The 18,547-nt window shown below is 60.6% G+C and carries 15 protein-coding genes and 2 pseudogenes; 10 read left to right on the top strand and 7 right to left on the bottom strand.

The genetic code is table 11. From position 1 onward, the window contains the following. Positions 1-6 precede the first annotated feature (6 nt). The 4 genes and pseudogenes from aroQ to AB4N76_RS17260 form a co-directional block, all read right to left on the bottom strand. Entirely contained in the window at positions 7-459 is a 453-nt protein-coding gene (aroQ, locus tag AB4N76_RS17245; protein WP_046032992.1) for a type II 3-dehydroquinate dehydratase, read from the bottom strand. A 132-nt stretch (positions 460-591) separates the two neighbouring features. Beyond that, a pseudogene (locus AB4N76_RS17250) lies at positions 592-2,336 on the bottom strand (protein-disulfide reductase DsbD). 163 nt (positions 2,337-2,499) lie between these two features. Next, positions 2,500-3,006: pseudogene (locus AB4N76_RS17255) on the bottom strand (methyl-accepting chemotaxis protein); the annotation flags it as partial. 1,492 nt (positions 3,007-4,498) lie between these two features. Continuing rightward, positions 4,499-6,169, bottom strand: a complete 1,671-nt coding sequence (locus AB4N76_RS17260; RefSeq protein WP_046032989.1) for a response regulator — start codon at positions 6,167-6,169, stop codon at positions 4,499-4,501. Between the two features lie 410 nt (positions 6,170-6,579). Between AB4N76_RS17260 and AB4N76_RS17265 the strand changes: the two genes are divergently transcribed. From AB4N76_RS17265 to AB4N76_RS17290, 6 genes are all read left to right on the top strand, one after another. After that, positions 6,580-7,647 (top strand): DUF2333 family protein, encoded by a 1,068-nt coding sequence (locus AB4N76_RS17265; RefSeq protein ID WP_046032988.1) that lies wholly within the window; start codon positions 6,580-6,582, stop codon positions 7,645-7,647. 3 nt (positions 7,648-7,650) lie between these two features. Further along, entirely contained in the window at positions 7,651-8,208 is a 558-nt protein-coding gene (locus AB4N76_RS17270; protein ID WP_046032987.1) for an NUDIX hydrolase, read from the top strand. Between the two features lie 265 nt (positions 8,209-8,473). After that, positions 8,474-8,845, top strand: coding sequence for a translation initiation factor Sui1 (locus AB4N76_RS17275; protein WP_046032986.1), 372 nt, complete (start codon positions 8,474-8,476; stop codon positions 8,843-8,845). A gap of 219 nt (positions 8,846-9,064) precedes the next feature. Further along, positions 9,065-10,978 carry an arginine decarboxylase gene (speA, locus tag AB4N76_RS17280; RefSeq protein ID WP_046032985.1) on the top strand — a complete coding sequence of 638 codons (1,914 nt, stop codon included), beginning with the start codon at positions 9,065-9,067 and terminating at the stop codon, positions 10,976-10,978. Positions 10,979-11,211: 233 nt separating this feature from the next. Continuing rightward, positions 11,212-12,528, top strand: a complete 1,317-nt coding sequence (locus AB4N76_RS17285; RefSeq protein ID WP_460163286.1) for a type VI secretion system Vgr family protein — start codon at positions 11,212-11,214, stop codon at positions 12,526-12,528. Then, positions 12,525-13,322: a DUF4123 domain-containing protein gene (locus AB4N76_RS17290; protein ID WP_077432421.1), complete on the top strand. Its 798-nt coding sequence runs from the start codon at positions 12,525-12,527 to the stop codon at positions 13,320-13,322. Before AB4N76_RS17285 ends, AB4N76_RS17290 begins: the two co-directional genes overlap by 4 nt. A 14-nt stretch (positions 13,323-13,336) precedes the next feature. Here the strand turns inward: AB4N76_RS17290 and AB4N76_RS17295 are convergent, their stop codons facing one another. Then, positions 13,337-14,677: an MATE family efflux transporter gene (locus tag AB4N76_RS17295; RefSeq protein WP_460163287.1), complete on the bottom strand. Its 1,341-nt coding sequence runs from the start codon at positions 14,675-14,677 to the stop codon at positions 13,337-13,339. A 166-nt stretch (positions 14,678-14,843) separates the two neighbouring features. Continuing rightward, the gene (locus AB4N76_RS17300; protein WP_046033056.1) at positions 14,844-15,137 is read right to left on the bottom strand and encodes a hypothetical protein; all 294 of its coding nucleotides are present in this window, start codon (positions 15,135-15,137) and stop codon (positions 14,844-14,846) included. A 144-nt stretch (positions 15,138-15,281) separates the two neighbouring features. On the opposite strand from AB4N76_RS17300, the gene AB4N76_RS17305 reads away from it, so the two are divergent. The 4 genes from AB4N76_RS17305 to AB4N76_RS17320 are packed head-to-tail and all read left to right on the top strand — an operon-like array spanning position 15,282 to position 17,581. Beyond that, positions 15,282-15,584 (top strand): MazG-like family protein, encoded by a 303-nt coding sequence (locus AB4N76_RS17305; RefSeq protein ID WP_046032981.1) that lies wholly within the window; start codon positions 15,282-15,284, stop codon positions 15,582-15,584. Next, on the top strand, positions 15,584-16,333 hold the full coding sequence (locus AB4N76_RS17310; protein WP_046032980.1) for a methyltransferase domain-containing protein: 750 nt from the start codon (positions 15,584-15,586) through the stop codon (positions 16,331-16,333). The genes AB4N76_RS17305 and AB4N76_RS17310 overlap by 1 nt, the downstream gene beginning before the upstream one ends. 12 nt (positions 16,334-16,345) lie before the next feature. Next, a complete protein-coding gene (locus tag AB4N76_RS17315; RefSeq protein ID WP_046032979.1) occupies positions 16,346-16,960 on the top strand; it encodes a DUF4136 domain-containing protein in 615 nt (204 codons plus the stop codon). A 54-nt stretch (positions 16,961-17,014) separates the two neighbouring features. Beyond that, the gene (locus AB4N76_RS17320) at positions 17,015-17,581 is read left to right on the top strand and encodes a DUF4136 domain-containing protein (RefSeq protein ID WP_046032978.1); all 567 of its coding nucleotides are present in this window, start codon (positions 17,015-17,017) and stop codon (positions 17,579-17,581) included. 110 nt (positions 17,582-17,691) lie between these two features. Here AB4N76_RS17320 and AB4N76_RS17325 read toward each other — a convergent pair whose 3' ends face one another. Continuing rightward, a complete protein-coding gene (locus AB4N76_RS17325; RefSeq protein WP_460163288.1) occupies positions 17,692-18,546 on the bottom strand; it encodes a MaoC family dehydratase in 855 nt (284 codons plus the stop codon). Between the last annotated feature and the right edge of the window lies 1 nt (position 18,547).

Here is an 18,547-nt window from a genome sequence, read left to right on the forward strand (position 1 = left end):
TGTAGTTCAAGTCGTTGCCTGTGTTTCAAGCTGTTCTAGTGCAGCCTCCAGGGCCAGTCGATAACCGCTGGCGCCAAGGCCGCAGATCACTCCCACCGCTACGTCGGAGAAGTAAGAGTGATGGCGGAAAGGTTCGCGTTTGTGCACGTTAGACAAATGCACTTCGATGAATGGGATGCTCACCGCCAGCAGCGCGTCACGTAATGCGACACTTGTATGCGTAAAAGCTGCTGGATTGATCAGAATGAAGTCCACACCTTCGCCGCGGGCAGCGTGGATGCGGTCGATCAATTCGTACTCGGCGTTGCTTTGCAGGTGCAGCAAATGATGGCCGGCTTCACGGGCGCGGCGTTCCAGGTCCTGGTTGATCTGCGCCAGTGTCGTCGCGCCGTAGGTGCCCGGTTCACGGGTGCCGAGCAAGTTCAGGTTGGGGCCGTGCAGCACCAGTAGAGTCGCCATTTGCTGTTCCTTGGTTATCTGTGTGCAGTTGTCAGAACCCGGCGACTATGCCGCAAAGCCTTTGTGACTGTCCAGTTCTATGCAATAGCCAGCACGATAGCCGATGTTTGCGCGAAATATGTGACCAAGTAATTAAATCTGGTCATTTGCTTTCGCGGCACGTTCGGCGAAGTCTTTGGCGTTGATCTCTCCGATCACTCGAATGGAGGTGCGTTCAACGCCGTCCTTGCCAAAAAACATCAGGGCCGGAGGGCCGAACAGTGTGTAGCGGTCGAGCAGGGCGCGTTGTTCGGCATTGCTGGCGGTGATGTCGAAGCGGATCAGTCGATAACCTTTCAGGCGTTCGATGACGTTGGGGTCGTTGAGGACTTCGCGTTCGATGACTTTGCAGCTGATGCACCAGTCGGCATACCAGTCGAGCAGCAGGGGAGTGCCGGAGGATTTGGCGTCGGCGAGCGTGCGATCCAGTTCTGCGGGCGTGCTGATTGTTTGCCAGCCATCGGTGAGCTGCGGTTGGCTGCTACTGGCCGCGACGGGCGTTCGAGCGAGGGGGTTCAACAGGTCGCCCTGGCCGCTGAAGGCGCCGTACCAGCAGGCCATGGCATAAAACAGCAGAAACAGGCCGAGCAGTTGTGCCAGGCGTTTTCGAGGGGTTTGTAGACGAACTCCAGCGCGCCAAGAAACAAGCCGACCCCGGCCCACAGCAAGCCCACCAGGACCAGCGTCATCGGCCCGGGGATCACGCGGCTCAGCAGGCCGATGGCAGTACCCAGCAGCAGGACACCGATGATGTTTTTGACCATGACCATCCACGGGCCGCTTTTCGGCAGCAGGGCGGCGCCACCGGTCGCCACCAGGATCAGCGGCAGGCCCATGCCCAGGCCGAGTACAAACAGTTTCAGTGCGCCCCCCAGTGCATCGCCACTGGCGCTGATGTACAGCAAGGCACCGGCCAATGGCGCGGACACGCAAGGCGAAACGATCAGGCTCGATACCGTCCCGAGTACTGCCGCGCCCCACAGCGAACCGCCTTGAGTGCGGCCGGCAATGCGATGCAGGTGATTGTTGATGAACTGCGGGAGTTTCAGTTCGAAGATGCCGAACATCGCCAGTGCAAATACGGCAAAAAACATGGCGAACGGCACCAGCACCCAGGCTGATTGCAGTCGTGCCTGGAGATTGAGCTGCGCACCGAACATTCCCATCAAGGCGCCGAGCAGGGCAAAGCAGACGGCCATTGGCAGCACGTAGGCCAACGACAGATTGAAACCCCGCAGCCCGCCGACCTGATCGCGCAACACCACGCCGGAAAGGATCGGCAACATCGGCAGCACGCACGGCGTGAAGGTCAAGCCCAGGCCGGCGAGGAAGAACAGGGCGAGTTCGCGCCAGCTCCAGTTTTGCACCGTTGCCTGCGTGCCAATGCCATCAATGCTCAATCGCTCGGTTTCTGGCGGATAGCACAGGCCTTTATCGGCGCACCCCTGATAAGTCACGGCCAGGGTGAAAGCGCGCGGATCGGTGCGCGGCAGCTCGACCTCGATAATTCCGTGATAGACCTCGACATCGCCGAAGAACTCGTCGTGCTTCTGCTCGCCCTTGGGCAGTTGTGCAGCGCCCAGGCTTATCTCGGCTGGATCAGCGTGAAACTGGAAACGATGGCGATAGAGGTAATACCCCTCGGTGGCGACGAGTCGCAGCTTGATCGATTGCGCTGTGCTGTCTACCAGGCTCAGCTGAAAGGCTTCGCGCACCGGCAGGAAGTCGGCGCTGTTGTTGATCGAGCCCAGGGTGGAACTGGGCCTTGTGTCCAGCAACCCGGCGGCGGTGGCCGGCAGGGCGAGCACTAAAAGCAGCAGGCAGAGCAAGCGGCGCATGACAATCTCGCGTATCGGAATTGGGGGCATGATAGCGGACGGCGAGCCAGCGTGCAGTGCGGGGCGTTCGGTGGTGGTTGTGCCGACGCCATCGCGAGCAAGCTCGCTCCCACAGGGGAATGCATATCCCTGTGGGAGCGAGCTTGCTCGCGATGGCGGTCTGTCAGACCCGGAAGGCCTGAACGGCCGTACGCAGCCGCCCGCCCAGCACCAGCAGGTTCTCCCCTTGCTCGCGCCCTTCACCAATGCGCAGCAAGTTATCCCCGCCCAATTGGTGAATTCGCTCACTGTGGTTGCGAATCTCGCTGACGGCGCCGCTCTGCTGAGCGGTGACATCGGCGATGCGCTCGGCGGTGTCGGCAATGGTCTGGATGGCCCCGACGATTTTATCCAGTGCACCGTCGGCCGCTTGCGCCTGATTGGCCGTGGCTTCGGCGTGTTCGACCTGGGCGCGCATGCCTTCCACCGATTGGCGCGCGGCGGTTTGCAGGCCGGCAATCAGCGTTTGAATTTCGGCTGTGGCCCCGGCGGTGCGTTGCGCCAGCGAGCGAACCTCTTCAGCCACTACCGCAAACCCGCGACCCAATTCCCCGGCGCGGGCCGCTTCGATGGCGGCGTTCAGGGCCAGCAGGTTGGTCTGGTCGGCAATCGAGCGGATCACCGTCAACACACCGCCGATGGTCGCCGACTCTTCCGCCAGGTGCTCGATCATTTGCGCGTTGCCCTGCACTTCACCCACCAGCGCGTGCAGGCCCGTCAGGCTAAGCCCGATGACTTTTTGCCCATGCTCGACCGCCAGGCCGGCATTGCGACTGGCGTCGGCCGCTTGGCTGGCATCGCCGGCGACTTGTTGAATGGTCGCCTCCAGTTCGCCGAGGGAATCGCGGATCAGCGCCGTGTCGCCGGCCTGATGCTCGGCGCCGCTGTGCAGGTCGCTACTCAAATCGGCCAGGGTTCGGCTGCTGCCAGCGACCTGCTCGGCGTTGAGGCGAATGGTCCCGACCAGGTCCACCAGGTAGGCGCGCAAGCGATTGAGCGACGCTTGAATGTCATGCAGTTCGCGATTGGTATTGCCCAGTTCGATGTCGCGGCTGAAGTCGCCTTCTGCCCAGGTGGACAGCGCCGGCGCCAGGTTCGTCAGGGTTCGGGCCAGGCGTCGTTGCAGGGTGTCGATGAGCAAGGCGATCAACAGGATGAGTCCGATCATCACACCCTGCATCAACCTCACTTCGCTCTGGATCTGCCCGTGCTGGGCGCGGACCACCGGTTCGAGCCCGGCAATGGCTTGCTGCACGGCGGCGATTTTCAAGTGAGTGGCGGCACTGAGGTCAGTACGTTTCTGAATCTGGTCGCGCGTGCGCGCCAGCTCGGCCGGGTAGCGCGTCAGCAAGCTGTTGAGTTCACGCTTGAGGCCGACACCGGCATCTTCGGCGGCGGTTTTTTCGTTGTTTTCCAGGCCCATCATCGACGCGAAATCATCGGTGTTCGATTCGCTTTTGGCGGTGACGCCGAGCAGCGGCAGGGTGCCCAGCAGCTCCGCTTGCGCACGGATGTTGGCCACTTCGCGCTCGACGTCCGCAGCCAGTTCGCTGCGGCCACTGCTGACCAGTTTGTCCCGGGCCAGAGACAGTTTGCCCAAGTGTTGAGCGGCGGCGAGCAGCGGCGTCAGGTAGGCTGCGTCAGCGCTGGCGTATTGGCTGAGCTGGTCGAGGCTGGCGCCCAGTTCGCGTTCGGCTTGCAGCAACAATGCTTGCGGGTCACCCGCGAGTTTGCCGGCGGCCAACAGGTCGGTTTTGCTGAATTCATCCAGGCCCGACAAGCTCGGGCGCAAGGTGTCGGCCAGCGCCGGGGGCAGTTCGCCGAGCTCCTTTTGCAAGGCATCAATGGCCTGGCTGGCGCTACTAAGGCGCAGGGCATCGCCACTGCCAAGGTAGTCCTCGATGTTGCGCGCAACTTCATTCTGAAATTGCTGGGACAGGCCGAGGTAACGCTCCATCAAAAGATAGGGGCGCTCCAGGGCCTTTTGCGACCACCACAGTGTGGCGCCAAGGGCCACGCACACGGCGACTAAAAGGAGGGTGTTGAGATTGGTCAGCAACTTCAGGCGCATAGCAGGTCTACCAGCGGCAGAATGGTAAGCGCCTGAATTTATTGCGTTTGTGTTACAGGGTTATGACCGAATCGGTAGATTCCGATGAAAAAGTGGCACTTTGCTGTGACGTTCGCGCCGCCTGGACACGGTTACGTCCGGCGTCCTTGGCGCGGTACAGCGCCTCGTCTGCCTGGCTGGCCATCATCAGGCTGTCGGAGTGTTCGCACAGCTCCACCACGCCCGCGCTGAACGTGCACCACAGATCCTGTGGTTGGGCCGGGTAGTGGATTTCGGCAAAGCGCTGACGAATTTCATCCAACACTGTGTAAGCGGATTCGAGATCGGTGTCCGGCATGACGATCGCAAACTCTTCACCGCCGTAACGGCCGATGAAATCAGTCTTGCGCAACCGTTGCTTGAGGAACAGCGCCAGGCTTTTGATCACCCGGTCGCCCATGGGGTGGCCGTGGCTGTCGTTGACTCGCTTGAAGTGGTCGATGTCGAGCATCGCAAAGCTCAACGGCTTGCTCTCGCGGCGAGAGCGGAAGCTGCAGTCTTCGAGCAATTGCAAAATGTGCGTGTGGTTGTACAAGCCGGTCAGGCTATCGCGGACCATTCGGGCTTTCAGATTGCGCGCCCGTGCTGCGCGGTTGCGTACGGTGGTGATCAGGTGGCGCGGCTTGATCGGTTTGGTCAGGAAGTCATCGCCGCCTTCGCTCATGGCATCGAGCTGCTTGTCCAGATCGTCTTCTGCCGACAGGTAAATGATCGGGACGCTGACGTAACGGTCGTTGTGTCGGATCACCTTGGCCAGCTCGGTACCGGTGCAGGTCGGCATGTACATGTCGAGGATGATCAGGTCAGGCTGGAAGTCCGACAGTTCGGCCATGGCCTGAATCGGATCAATCAGTGTGCGCGTGACGATCCCGGCGCTGTTCAACAGGCGTTCGGTGTGCAGGGCCTGGGCGCGCGAATCGTCGATGATCAGCACTTTATAAGGTTCGTACTGGGCGACGCAGGTCAGGACTTCGATTTTCTCCAGTAGGCTCGAAGCCTCCAGCGTGCCGGTGAGAAACTCCTGGCCACCGGCGCGCACGGCGGCGAGGCGGGTCGGGGTGTCGGTTTCGTGCAGGCTGAAGAACAACAGCGGCAGCCGATGATCGAGACCTTCCTGGGCTTCGGCCGCCAGTTTCAGGCCAATGCCGGGGCCACTGAAGTCCACGTCCATGACGATCGCCGCCGGCAAGCGCTCGACCATCGAGGAGCGAAACGCTGCAACGCTGTCCAGGGACTGGGCGCTGAGTCCGAAAAATTCCAGTTGCTTGGCCAGGCGCTCGGCGCGGTCGTGATCCTGCAGCATTACGTAGATGGGCTTGCGCAAGGGCGGCAGGAAGGTTTGTTCGAACTGATCGCCATGGCGCAGGCCGGTGCGCGACAGACGCTGCATCAAGCGATTGAGGTCGGTGATCAGACCGCTGCTCAGGCGTCCGCGATTGGCGTCGACAGCTTCCAGCGACTGGCCGATATGGCGCGCCAGTTGAGTGTGTTCCGGTTGTTCGAAGCGCTCGGCAAAGCGCAGCAGGCGAAGGTTGGCTTCGCTCAGTTCCGACAGGTCGGTAATGGACCACTCGCTGCGTTGCAGGCGCTGCCAGATCTCAAGAATTTGACGTGCCTGATGAATTACCCGCTGGGCAAAGTGGTGCTTGAGGCGCTCACGGCTGGGGTCTTCTGGCTCGGTCATATCCTGACTACTAGTTAGGGTAAATGCTGAGATCGACTGGTGGCTCTATGCTAGCACCTCTTTCCAATTGGATGAGTGTCGTACGTCAATAATCTGTATTGCGACGTCATTCAGTTTGTGACCGGTCAGTCGGATCGGCTCATGTAGCAGCCTGCGTTCGGCTGCGCAGCAGTCGTGAAATCAGTCGATGTGGTGTTTCAGAAAGACCTCGCACTCAAGGTTTACGACTGCTGCGCAGCCGAACGCAGGCTTCGCCAGCTGCTACAAGGTATGTGCTTCCTTTATAGTGGCGCCTCGACGATGCAATCCTGGCTCACCGCAGCGCGCCGATTAATACGCGGCAAAACGAGGCACGATGGCGTAGGGTTGTGGTCGAACCGATGAACTCAAGTGATTGAAAGGATATCGCCATGCTGGACTGGAAGAACCGCGCGGGCAGCGCGCCTGAACGTGCCGCTGAACCGAAGTCGGCCACCCGCAGTTATTTCGGCGGCCTGCTGTTCAGCCGGGCGCTGGCCACGCTGGTCGGTCTTTACCTGCTGGTTACCATTGCGCTGGGTTGGTATTGGAGCGAGGAGCCTGCACTGTTCCCGGTTCAGCAAACGGCCCAGGTTGCCGCCGAGAAAGAAGGCAAGCAGATGGTGGTCGGCTACACCACGGTGGAAACCCTCAAGACCGTCGCCGGTACGTTGCTGACAAAACCGGGTGGCTATATTTCCAATGACCGTTTTCCGCCGGGCCTGTGGATGGACAACATGCCGAGCTGGGAATACGGCGTGCTGGTCCAGGTCCGCGACCTGAGCCGTGCGCTGCGTAAAGACTTCGCCCGCTCCCAGTCGCAGTCCGCCGAAGACGCCGATCTGGCCAAGGCCGAGCCGCGTTTCAACTTTGACAACAAGAGCTGGGTGCTGCCTTCCAGTGAGTCCGAGTACCAGGAAGGCATCAATTCCCTGAGCCGTTATCAGGCGCGTTTGTCTGATCCGAACCAGAAAAGCGCGCTGTTCTATGCTCGCGCCGACAACCTGAACAACTGGCTGGGTGACGTGGGCACTCGCCTGGGTTCGCTGTCGCAACGCCTGTCGGCCAGTGTCGGCCGGGTCAAACTCAACACTGCGCTGAAAACCGAAGTCATCGCGCCCGGCGAAGTGCCACAGGTTGACGAAGAAATCGTCGAAACCCCATGGCTGCAGATCGACAACGTGTTCTACGAAGCCCGCGGCCAAGCCTGGGCCCTGTCCCACTTGTTGCGTGCCATTGAAGTCGACTTCGCCGATGTCCTGGCCAAGAAAAACGCCACGGTCAGCGTGCGCCAGATCATTCGGGAGCTGGAGGCGTCGCAAGAGCCGGTCTGGAGCCCGATGATCCTCAATGGCAGCGGCTTCGGCGTGCTGGCCAACCACTCGCTGGTCATGGCCAATTACATCTCCCGGGCCAACGCGGCAGTGATCGATTTGCGTCAATTGCTCAATCAGGGCTGAGTCATGGTCGATAGTTCAAAAGAGGCCGCCCATCGCGCGGCCTCGGATGCCGAACAGATCGCCTGGGTCGACGAGCAGGACAACCTGCTCGGCGCCCTGGTCCGGTCAGACTTGCGCGAGCGCGGGCTGATCGGGCGCGGTACCTACATCATGCTGTTCAATTCGGACGGTGAACTGTGCGTGCACCGCCGAACCTTCAGCAAAGCCATTTATCCGGGGTATTGGGATGTGGCGGCAGGGGGGATGGTGCTCGCCAGCGAAACCTACGCCGAGTCGGCCGCCCGTGAACTCGAAGAAGAACTGGGTGTCAGTGGCGTGGAGCTGACCGCCCACGATCACTTCTTCTTTGAAGACACCGGTAACCGACTCTGGTGTTCGGCGTTTTCGGCGGTGTGGGACGGCCCGTTGATCCTGCAGCCGGAAGAGGTGCTTGAAGCGCGCTTTATCCCCATCGAACAGGTGATGCTGGAAATCGAGCAAAAGCCTTATTGCCCGGACTCTTTGGCGGCGTTGAAGCGCTATTTGAAGGCTCAGCAAAGCGACGTCGCAAACAAGGCATAAATTGGCGCTGATTGGCTCTTAGCAAGTCGGCTTTTTGCCGTTACACTGCGCGACCTTTTGTAAGAGCAGAGCTTGCTCGCGAAGGACGAGTGAGCGACACGTGCTGTCTGATGCCGCGCGTTATCGTTGACGTGCATCGCGAGCAAGCTCTGCTCCTACAAGTCTGTACCGTTTCAGTAGCGCTGCCCCTGCCTGAGTGGGGCTTCGCGGTCGATAGCCTTCCCAAGTGCTGCGACCAGTCTTTGTCCTCCCAAGAGGATTGCCGGTGGCCAAAAAAGCCGCATCCTTCGCCGCCCTTGGTGGCTTGGTATTTTCCACCGACGCAGGTCGTCATTGCCCGGAATGCAGTAAACCGGTGGACGCCTGCATCTGCAAACAGACCGTTATCCCGGCCGGCGACGGCATCGCTCGCGTGCGTCGCGAAAGCAAGGGCCGTGGCGGCAAGACGGTGACGACCATCACCGGCGTGCCGTTGGCCGAAGACGCGCTCAAGGAGCTGGCCACCACGTTGAAGAAACGTTGCGGGACCGGCGGGGCGTTGAAAGACGGGATCATCGAAATCCAGGGCGATCATGTCGAGCTACTCTTGGGCGAACTGATCAAACTCGGTTTCAAAGCGAAGAAGTCCGGCGGCTAGCAGCCTCTGTGAAAACCACCCTCGGCTTGATCCAGTCCTGACAACGGTGCTGGCGTCGTCTACATGGTTTTCACAGAGCCTGTTCTGACCGGTTTCTAAACTCAAACCTGAATGTGCGGTCTATCGCCCTTGCATGCAGGCTAATCGTCATTTTCATTCTTTAGACTGCGCCGGCCTGAACCCAGGCGACGCTCTATGACTTCTTTATAGGGGACTTCAATGTCCGTACGACGCACACGCAAAGACGATGGCAGCCAATGGACAGTTGCGGACAGCCGCAGTGTTTACGGGATTCGCCATTGGGGGGCCGGGTATTTCGCGATCAATGACGCCGGTCGCGTCGAAGTTCGTCCGAACGGTCCGACCAGTTCGCCTATTGATCTGTTCGAGCAAGTCGACCAACTGCGCCAAAGCGGTTTGTCCTTGCCATTGCTGGTGCGTTTCCCGGATATCCTGCAAGACCGCGTGCGTCAGTTGACTGGCGCCTTCGATGCAAACATCGAGCGTCTGGAATACCAGAGCAAGTACACCGCGCTGTACCCGATCAAGGTTAACCAGCAAGAAGCGGTGATCGAAAACATCATCGCTACCCAAGATGTCTCCATCGGTCTGGAAGCCGGCTCCAAGCCAGAGCTGCTGGCCGTGCTGGCGCTGGCGCCGAAGGGCGGCACCATCGTTTGCAACGGTTACAAGGACCGCGAGTTCATTCGTCTGGCGCTGATGGGCCAGAAGCTGGGTCACAACGTGTTTATCGTGATCGAGAAAGAATCCGAAGTCGGCCTGGTGATCGAAGAAGCGGCGTCGCTGAAGGTCAAGCCTCAGGTCGGCCTGCGCGTGCGTCTGTCGTCCCTGGCCTCGTCCAAATGGGCGGACACCGGCGGCGAGAAATCCAAATTCGGTCTGTCGGCGGCGCAGTTGCTGTCGGTGGTCGAGCGTTTCCGTGCCGCTGGCCTGGATCAGGGCATTCGCCTGCTGCACTTCCACATGGGCTCGCAGATCGCCAACCTGGCGGACTACCAGCACGGTTTCAAGGAAGCGATCCGTTACTACGGCGAACTGCGCAACCTCGGCCTGCCGGTGGATCACATCGACGTGGGCGGTGGTCTGGGCGTGGACTACGACGGTACGCACTCGCGTAACGCCAGTTCGATCAACTACGACATGGACGATTACGCCGGTGTCGTGGTCGGGATGCTCAAGGAGTTCTGCGACGCGCAGAACCTGCCGCACCCGAACATCTTCTCTGAAAGCGGCCGCTCCCTGACCGCTCACCACGCCATGCTGGTGGTGCAGGTGACCGACGTCGAGAAACACAACGACGACGTACCGCAGATCGACAGCAAGGAAGAACTGCCGGAAACCGTGCAGTGGCTGGTTGACCTGCTGGGGCCGACCGACATCGAGATGGTCACCGAAACCTACTGGCGCGCGACGCACTACATGAGCGACGTGGCCACCCAGTACGCCGATGGCAAGCTGACCCTGGCGCAAAAAGCCCTGGCCGAGCAATGCTACTTCGCCGTGTGCCGTCGCCTGCACAACTCGTTGAAAGCCCGTCAGCGTTCGCACCGTCAGGTGCTCGACGAACTCAACGACAAGCTGGCCGACAAGTACATCTGCAACTTCTCGGTGTTCCAGAGCCTGCCGGACACCTGGGCCATCGGCCAGGTGCTGCCGATCCTGCCGCTGCACCGTCTCGACGAAGAGCCGCTGCGCCGCGCCGTGCTGCAAGACCTGACCTGCGACTCTGACGGCAAGATCAAGCAATACGTCGACGAGCAGAGCATCGAAACCAGCCTGCCGGTGCATGCGCTGAATGACGGTGAAGACTACCTGCTGGGTATCTTCCTGGTCGGCGCTTACCAGGAAATCCTCGGCGACATGCACAATCTGTTCGGTGACACCGATTCGGTGAACATCTACCAGAACGCCGACGGCAGCGTGTACCACGCGGGTATCGAAACCCACGACACCATCGAAGACATGCTGCGTTATGTGCACTTGTCGCCGGAAGAGTTGATGACCCACTACCGCGACAAGTGCGCCAGTGCCCGCATCACCGCTGCCGAGCGCACCCAGTTCCTCGACGCTCTGCGCCTGGGCCTGACCCGTTCGTCTTACCTGTCTTCGTAAGGTAGGTCACTGCTCTCATCAGGTTGTCTGAAAATATTCCGCATGCTGCGGAAATTTCAGATGACCTGGTGCGACGCTTCTTTTTTCTTAAGCGAAATGACTCACAACCACATCTATCCACGTGATGTGGTCTTCTTTTCGCGTAGGTCATTTCCTAAGTTGTACTTCGCCTCTCTACTCGGCCATGTCTCTCGGCGAGAATCCCCGGCCGCCCCTCCTGTAGAGAATCGCCGATGTTCGATCCAGTCAACGAGCCGCCATTTCGTCTGGATGTAGAGGGTCTGCCAGATCCCTTTGAGGTCTTGGCCTTTACCGGCAGTGAAGCGATCAGCGAGCCCTTTGAGTTCAATGTCGATCTGTTGGTCGATGATCCGGCTTTGGACTTGGCCAGCCTGATGTATCGCCCGGTTTTTTTGCATTTCGGGCCTGCGGGGAACGGGATTCACGGGCAGTTGCATGAACTGGTCCAGGGCGGACATGACGCCACCCCCAGGCTTTGTCGTGTGCGCCTGCGGCCGAAACTGGCGTGCCTGGCCCAGCGGTTCAGCCAGCGTATGTTCAGTAACCGTTCGGTACCACAGATCCTCGCTCAGGTGCTCAAGGAGCATGGCATTGCCGGCACGGATCGGCGTTTTGAGGTGAGTGGCGATTACCCCCCGCGTGATTTCTGTACGCAGTATCAGGAATCAGACCTGCAATTTTTCCAGCGGCTGTGCGCGCAGGAACGCCTGCATTACCACTTCGAGCATCACAGGCGCGGTCACTGCCTGGTCATTAGAGACGGGGCGGGGCGCGTTCGGTGTGACGCAACGATGGCCTTTACGCCCGACACCGGACACTCGGGTGTGCATCAGTTCACGCTTCACGACCGAACACAGGCCAGCGATGGTCATTCGAACCTGGCGACGCTGCGCAGCGGCCAGCGTGTCCGGCTGTCCGGCCACCCGTATGCCGACGGGAGTCGTCTCTGGTGGCTGACCCATGTCGAGCATCACGCGGGACAAGCCCCTGCATTGACGTATGGCAACCAAATCCGTGCGGTGGCCGCAGAGTTGTCTCCTATACCGCAGAGTTCGGCCGTTGGCCCCAGGATGCATGGCCTGCAACGGGCCTGGGTGGTCGAGGTCGATGAGCCGCAACCCGAAGCGTCCAGACCCGTTGCCGTGCAATTTGACTGGCTCTATCAGGGCGAAGGCGCGGCCCCCAGCCACTGCTGGTTGTCGATTTCACCTGAATTGAGCTATGCGCCCGTCAAGTCGTTGACTGAGGGCGTGGAAGTGCTCGTGAGCTTTATCGAAGGCGATCCGGATCAACCGTTGATTACCGGATTTCTCCCCGGTCCTTCCGCCGCCCCGGTCCCGGCCGAGCGACAACCCACTGCGGTGGTCGATGACGCCGTGTCGGCCGATGGATTGTTGCGTTTGTTGCGGTCCAGTGAACCGTTGGTGTTGCTGTGCCTGTTGCCCGGCGGGGGCAGTTTTCTTCATTGCACGCAAACCCTTTGCACGTGCCGGGCCGCGACACAGCTTGGCCGGAGCGGTGCGGCATGATTGCCGTCCAGGCTCCCGACGTCACCCCGCAATGGCTGTTGCTCGATGTGCCGGGCGAGCCCGGGGCCGCAGAGGCGCTGCGGGAGCAGTTTGCCCAGGTCCGGCAGTTCTGGCTGTTCAACCACTGCGAATGGCAGCCGTTGAGGGAGCACGGCCCGGTGTTGATCGACCTCAAGGGACACTCGGCACTGACCGAACGTTGTCAGCGTGAACCCCACCTCTGGAACGGGTTGTGGCTGGCCAGTGACGCGTCACCGTCGCAGTTGCTCGAACATTTGCAACGCATGCTCACCGTCACCGTTGGCCTGCATCACCGCGCCTTGCTGAGCTACTACAACCCCCAGACGGCCAGCTATTTTTTCGATGCGTGCGATGCCCGGGAGTTGAGTCGCTGGCTCGGTCCGATCAGCCGGTTACGCTGGTTCGGTGGAACCTGGGCTGATCGGGCAATTGGCTGTCAGGGCTGGCAGCAGTTGTTCAATCCGGGGCTTGCCGTCGAGCCGCTGGGCATAGAGGAAGCCCTCAGTGCACGTCAGCGTGACTCATTGCAAACCTGCCTGCTGGAACAGCACGCCTGGCGCTGGAGCCAATCCACCGGGAGCGATTACACCGACCTGTGGTCCCAACTGCTGGAGGGGTTGGCGCTGGGTTTCAGCGAGCGGCCGGTGCTCGATGGATGGTTATGGTTACGCTTGCAATACCCCGGCGCTGTACCTGAACTGCCGCTGCCGGGGATCACTCAGCAGGAACGTCTCGATAGACTGCGCAATCTGTGGCAGGGCGATCAACCCTGAAGCCCCGGCCCCTATCATCCGGTGAACCAGCCATCGTTCTTGCGCAAGTACCAGGCAAAAGTACCCAGGGTCAGGCTGCGTAATAACATGAACAGCAAAAAGGTGATCCACAGCCCATGGTTGCCCAAGCCTTGCAGGGCCCAGGCGAAGGGCAGCAGCAGGATCACGGTCAACAGCATGCCGTTGCGCATTTCCCGGGCGCGAGTGGCGCCAATGAACAGCCCGTCGAGCAAGTAACTCCACACCGCGATCAACGGCAGCGCGGCGAGGTAGGGCAGGTAGATGAAGGCGGTGTCACGCACACTCTGAATGTCGGTCTGCATCTGGATAAACAAATGCCCGGCGAATGCAAACAGCACGGCAAAGCCCAGGCTCGCCAGCAATGACCAACCGCAGGCGACCACCAATGAACGCCGCAATGCCTCTCGATCACGCGCCCCGATGGCGTGCCCGCACAGGGCTTCAACGGCATGCGCCAAACCGTCCAGTGCGTGCGCCGTCAGCAGCAAGCCGTTAAGCAGCAGCGCGTTTGCGGCAACGGTGGCATCGCCGAGGCGAGCACCCTGTACGGTGATCAGGAAAAACACCGATTGCAGCGCCAGGCTACGGATGAAAATGTCGCGATTGACCGCCAGCAATGGCCGCCAACTCTGCCACAGCGCCAGCGCGGCCCAAACGATGTGACCGGGGTAGGCACGCAAGGCTTTGCGCGTCAGCAGCAGGCCGATCAGCGCACCGGTCCATTCGGCAATCACCGAGGCCCGCGCCGCACCGACCACCCCCCATTCCAGACCGAGGACAAACCACAGGTTCAGTGCGATGTTCACCAGGTTGGTGCTCAGCAAAATCGCCAGCGGTGCCCGGGCATTCTGGGTGCCCAGGAACCAGCCCACCAAGGCATAACTGGCCAGTGCCGCCGGCAGGCCGAACAAACGTGTGTGGAAAAATTCGCGGGTCAGTTGATCCAGTTCTGCCGACGGCTGCATGAAGTGCAGCGCGACGCCGCTCAAAGGAACGCCCGCAGCACCCAGCACAATCGACAGGCCCAAGGCCAACAACAGGCCTTGCAGCAAAATCTGCCGCAAAGCCGCACCATCCCCGCGTCCGGCGGCCTGCGCCGCGAAGCCGGTTGAGCCCATGCGCAGAAAACCCATGGCCCAGGCCAGGAAGGTATACAAGCTGGACCCGACCGCGACGGCGCCCAGCTGATGAGCGTGGGGCAGGTGGCCGATGACCGTACCGTCGACCAATGCCACCAGCGGTACGGAAATATTCGACAGGATCATCGGCGCAGCCAGCGCCCAGACCCGACGATGGGTCGGGCGGTCGCGCCAGTCGGTAATCAGGTTGGACATGCAGGCTCCTTGGCGAAGCCGGCATTGTAGCGACAGTTGGTGATGATCGTTCCCTCGCTCTGCGTGGGAATGACTCCTGTGACGCTCTGCGTCACGGCATCAGGGACGCGGAGCGTCCAGGGCTGCATTCCCACGCGGAGCGTGGGAACGATCAGCAACAGGGGGGTTAGTGAATGATCCAGCTCAACAACCAAAGCCCCAGCAGTAACCAGATAATCCCTGCAATGACCGACGCATTCATAAACGCCCGAATCGCCGACCACAACAACATCAACCCCACAATCAGCGCCACGATGCTGATGATCGACGTATCCATCCCAAGCGTGCGGGACAAGCCCTCGACAAAGTTTGCGCCGGCGTGGCTCAACAGATTGAACAAGCCACTGAGGCCGTCAACGATAAAGCGGATGACCGAACCGAGCGCCTGGCCAAGCCAGTCGAAAAAACCTTCTACCTGCATGTCGTTAACGTCCTGATGAAAGTGGTTGAGCCTTGGGCCATTGATCGCGGTGGCGAGTTCCCTGCAAGCATAGTGGTTTTGCGGCGCTTGCCGCTTGCCTTCACGCAGCATCCCCCCGAAGCTATACGCCTTCAGGAGAGCCCGATGAACCTTGTTGAACTGACCGAACGCCTGCACGCCATCCGTGACCGCAACGACTGGCGGCCATTTCACAGCCCGAAAAACCTGGCCATGGCCGCCAGTGTGGAAATGTCCGAGCTGGTGGAGATTTTCCAGTGGTTGACCGAAGACCAGTCACGTCAGTTGCCGGCCGACAAACTCGCCCATGCCGGGCAGGAAGTCGGCGATATCGTGCTCTATCTATTGCTGCTGTGCAGCGAGTTGGGACTGGACATGAATGAAGTCGTGCGCAGCAAACTCGCAGACAGCGAAAAGAGGTTCAGCTGATGAGCGATCGTCATTTCGATCAACTGGCGACCCGCTTCGCCGAAAAAATCTACGGCGGGGCCAAAGGCGCGATCCGCCTGGCGGTGCTTCAGGCCGACCTGGCCGAAACCCTGCCGGACCGACCATTGCGCGTACTCGACATCGGCGCCGGTCTGGGCCACATGTCGTTGTGGCTGGCCGAGCGCGGCCATGACGTCACCCTGGCCGAGCCCGCCGAGCCGATGCTCGAAGGGGCGCGCCAGCGCTTTGCCGAGGCCGGGCAGAGCGCAACGTTCATTCAGGCGCCGTGGCAGGATCTGCTCGGTCAGCTCACCGAACCCTACGACCTGGTGCTGTGCCATGCCGTGCTCGAATGGCTGGCGGAGCCTCACGCGATTCTGCCGGTGCTGCATCAATTGACCAAGCCCGGTGGCTGGTTGTCCCTGGCCTTCTATAACCGCGATGCGCTGATTTACCGCAACCTGCTCAAGGGCCACTTTCGCAAGATGCGCAAGAACGACATGGCCGGCGAGAAGCAGAGCCTGACCCCGCAACAGCCCCTTGATCCACGCGAACTGGCGGCGCAACTTGAAGGCCTGTGGCAGGTCGAAACCCAGAGTGGAGTGCGGGTTTTTCACGACTATATGCCTGTGGAATTCCAGGCCCGCGCCGAGCTGGTGGACTTGCTCGAAATGGAACTGGCCCATCGACGTCACCCAAGCTTTGCCGGGCTTGGGCGCTATTTGCACTGGATCTGTCGACCGGTCTGATCGGAGCACGAAATGAAAAGTCGTTCAGGGTTGCTGGTGATCTGTCTCGGGCTGGCGGCCTGTCAGGGCAGCAATCCGTATGTGGCATCGTCCAACCCTATCCCGCCGGCGCCACCCGGCGCGGCCAACACCTTCGATCGCAGCGCCTACCCCGCGCCACCCCGTGACTACGGGCGTTATCGCAGCTGGGCCTGGCTCGATGGTCAACTGCCGCCGGGTACCACTTGGGCTGACTCGGCGCAGGTGGCCGAAGTGGTCAGCAATGCCCTGGATCAGCGCGGCCTGCGACCGTTGCACGATAACCGTCCAGCCGACCTGTTTGTCAGCGCCAACTTGCACCTGGAAACCCGCTTGCGTCAGGTTCAGGACGACTACGGTTATTACGGCGGCGGTTATGGCGGGTACAACCACTACGGTAACGGTTACGGGATGTACGGCAGCGTGCCGATCATCCGTACCTATCAGGAACAAGTCTTGGTGGTGCAGGTAGACATGTTCGATGCGGGCACCGGTCAACCGGTGTGGAGTGCCAGCGCCGAAACCGGCCATAACGGTAGCCAGAGCGAGCAAGCCGATGCCCTGCGAAAGGCTGTAGAAAAGGCAATGTCGGCGTATCCTCCTAGTTAGCTTCTGTAGATAAGAAGCATTTCGCAGAGTTATGCCTTCAACCGGAGAACCATCATGTTCCGCCGTCTCGTTGTACTGGCTATGGCCGCGCTGCTCAGTGCCTGCGCCGCCAACCAGGTCAATCATGACTTTGACGCCAGCCGTGATTTTGCCGCCTACCGCAGTTGGAGCTGGAAAGAACCCGCTCTGCAGTACCGTCCCGATGATCCGCGGATCAAGAGTGATCTGACCGAGCAACGCATCCGCCAATCCGTTGCCGATCAACTGGACCAGCGAGGCTTGCGTCCGGCCGCTGCCGGCACCAAGGGTGACTTGAGTGTGCAGACTTACTTGATCGTCGAAGAGCGCCAGCAACAAGTGACCACCAATTATGGCGGCGGTTATGGCAACCCCTGGAACGGTTACTGGGGCGCGCCGATGTACAACGAAACCCGCAACGTCAGCTACAAAGTGGCGACCATCCAGATCGATCTGCTCGACGGCAAGGACGGCAAACTGGTGTGGCGTGGCAGTGACGAGCAACTGCTCAGCGGCTCGCCGAACCCGACCGATCGCAGCAATGCGATTCATGAAACCGTCGTACGCATCCTGGCCAACTACCCACCCAAATTGACCCACTGACACTGCATGGGATGTCTGATGTTAACTGGCGAGTTGCCAGTCAATAAAAAACCGCTGACGTGAACGCATCAGCGGTTTTTTTCGACTCCGGTTTTTGCGTTGCCAAACCATCAGGCCACCGGCCGCCAATGTCCGACCATGTGCTCAAGATCCCCGGCACCGACCAGCTGAAAATCACCACTGCTCCCCGCCACGCTCGCCAGCAATGTCACTTCACTGGGCAAGCGCACCGGTTTGCGAAACTGCACGGCAATCTCGATATTCGCCGTCGGCAGGTGATCGGCCAGCGCCGCCAAGGTACGTGCCTTGTTCCACAACCCGTGGGCGATCGCCGCGGGAAAACCAAACATCCTGGCGCTGAAGGCACTCAGGTGAATCGGGTTGTAATCGCCGGACACCTTGGCGTACTGGCGACCAATGTCGGCGGGCGCTTGCCAGCGGCTCACTTCGATCATCTCCAGGCTTGGGGCCAAAACGTCTTCGATCGGATCACCGTCAAGTGTGACGCCCCGGCACAGCATCTGGCTCTGCGCTTCCCAGAGCGGCCCCAATTGATCGTTCAGCGAGGTCACCAGGTCGAACGTCGCACCCTTGGCATGCGGTTGCAGATTCTGCACCTGCACGCTGACGCGTACACGACTCACCCCGCCCAAGGGACGCAAGACGCGAATGCGGTTGCTCAGGTGAATCAACCCCAACAGGGGGAACGGGAATTCCTTGGCGGTGAGCCATTGCATCTGCAAGGCAAACGCGAGGATGTGCGGATAGGTCGGCGGCAGCAACCCGTTGTCGGCAAACCCGCAGACCTTGCGATAAGCCGCCAGGCGTTTGTGGTCGACCTCGACCCAACAGTGCAAGCCCGTGGGAGGCAACGTGGTGCCGGTAATCTTGCGTCGCGTCGCCGCTCGCACGTACAACGCCGGCAGGCTCGGTTCACGGTTGAGCGTGTGCCAATGGGTCATCATC

The sequence above is a fragment of the Pseudomonas sp. S2_F03 genome (assembly GCF_054668335.1).

What these genes read in the sequence shown, in the direction of transcription:
- AB4N76_RS17310 (WP_046032980.1), top strand. Translation starts at nt 15,584, where the DNA reads ATGAGCGATCGTCATTTCGATCAACTGGCGACCCGCTTCGCCGAAAAA.
- speA (WP_046032985.1), top strand. Translation starts at nt 9,065, where the DNA reads ATGTCCGTACGACGCACACGCAAAGACGATGGCAGCCAATGGACAGTT.
- AB4N76_RS17295 (WP_460163287.1), bottom strand. Translation starts at nt 14,677, where the DNA reads ATGTCCAACCTGATTACCGACTGGCGCGACCGCCCGACCCATCGTCGG.
- AB4N76_RS17315 (WP_046032979.1), top strand. Translation starts at nt 16,346, where the DNA reads ATGAAAAGTCGTTCAGGGTTGCTGGTGATCTGTCTCGGGCTGGCGGCC.
- AB4N76_RS17300 (WP_046033056.1), bottom strand. Translation starts at nt 15,137, where the DNA reads ATGCAGGTAGAAGGTTTTTTCGACTGGCTTGGCCAGGCGCTCGGTTCG.
- AB4N76_RS17320 (WP_046032978.1), top strand. Translation starts at nt 17,015, where the DNA reads ATGTTCCGCCGTCTCGTTGTACTGGCTATGGCCGCGCTGCTCAGTGCC.
- AB4N76_RS17265 (WP_046032988.1), top strand. Translation starts at nt 6,580, where the DNA reads ATGCTGGACTGGAAGAACCGCGCGGGCAGCGCGCCTGAACGTGCCGCT.
- AB4N76_RS17290 (WP_077432421.1), top strand. Translation starts at nt 12,525, where the DNA reads ATGATTGCCGTCCAGGCTCCCGACGTCACCCCGCAATGGCTGTTGCTC.
- AB4N76_RS17285 (WP_460163286.1), top strand. Translation starts at nt 11,212, where the DNA reads ATGTTCGATCCAGTCAACGAGCCGCCATTTCGTCTGGATGTAGAGGGT.
- AB4N76_RS17305 (WP_046032981.1), top strand. Translation starts at nt 15,282, where the DNA reads ATGAACCTTGTTGAACTGACCGAACGCCTGCACGCCATCCGTGACCGC.
- AB4N76_RS17270 (WP_046032987.1), top strand. Translation starts at nt 7,651, where the DNA reads ATGGTCGATAGTTCAAAAGAGGCCGCCCATCGCGCGGCCTCGGATGCC.
- AB4N76_RS17260 (WP_046032989.1), bottom strand. Translation starts at nt 6,169, where the DNA reads ATGACCGAGCCAGAAGACCCCAGCCGTGAGCGCCTCAAGCACCACTTT.
- aroQ (WP_046032992.1), bottom strand. Translation starts at nt 459, where the DNA reads ATGGCGACTCTACTGGTGCTGCACGGCCCCAACCTGAACTTGCTCGGC.
- AB4N76_RS17325 (WP_460163288.1), bottom strand. Translation starts at nt 18,546, where the DNA reads ATGATGACCCATTGGCACACGCTCAACCGTGAACCGAGCCTGCCGGCG.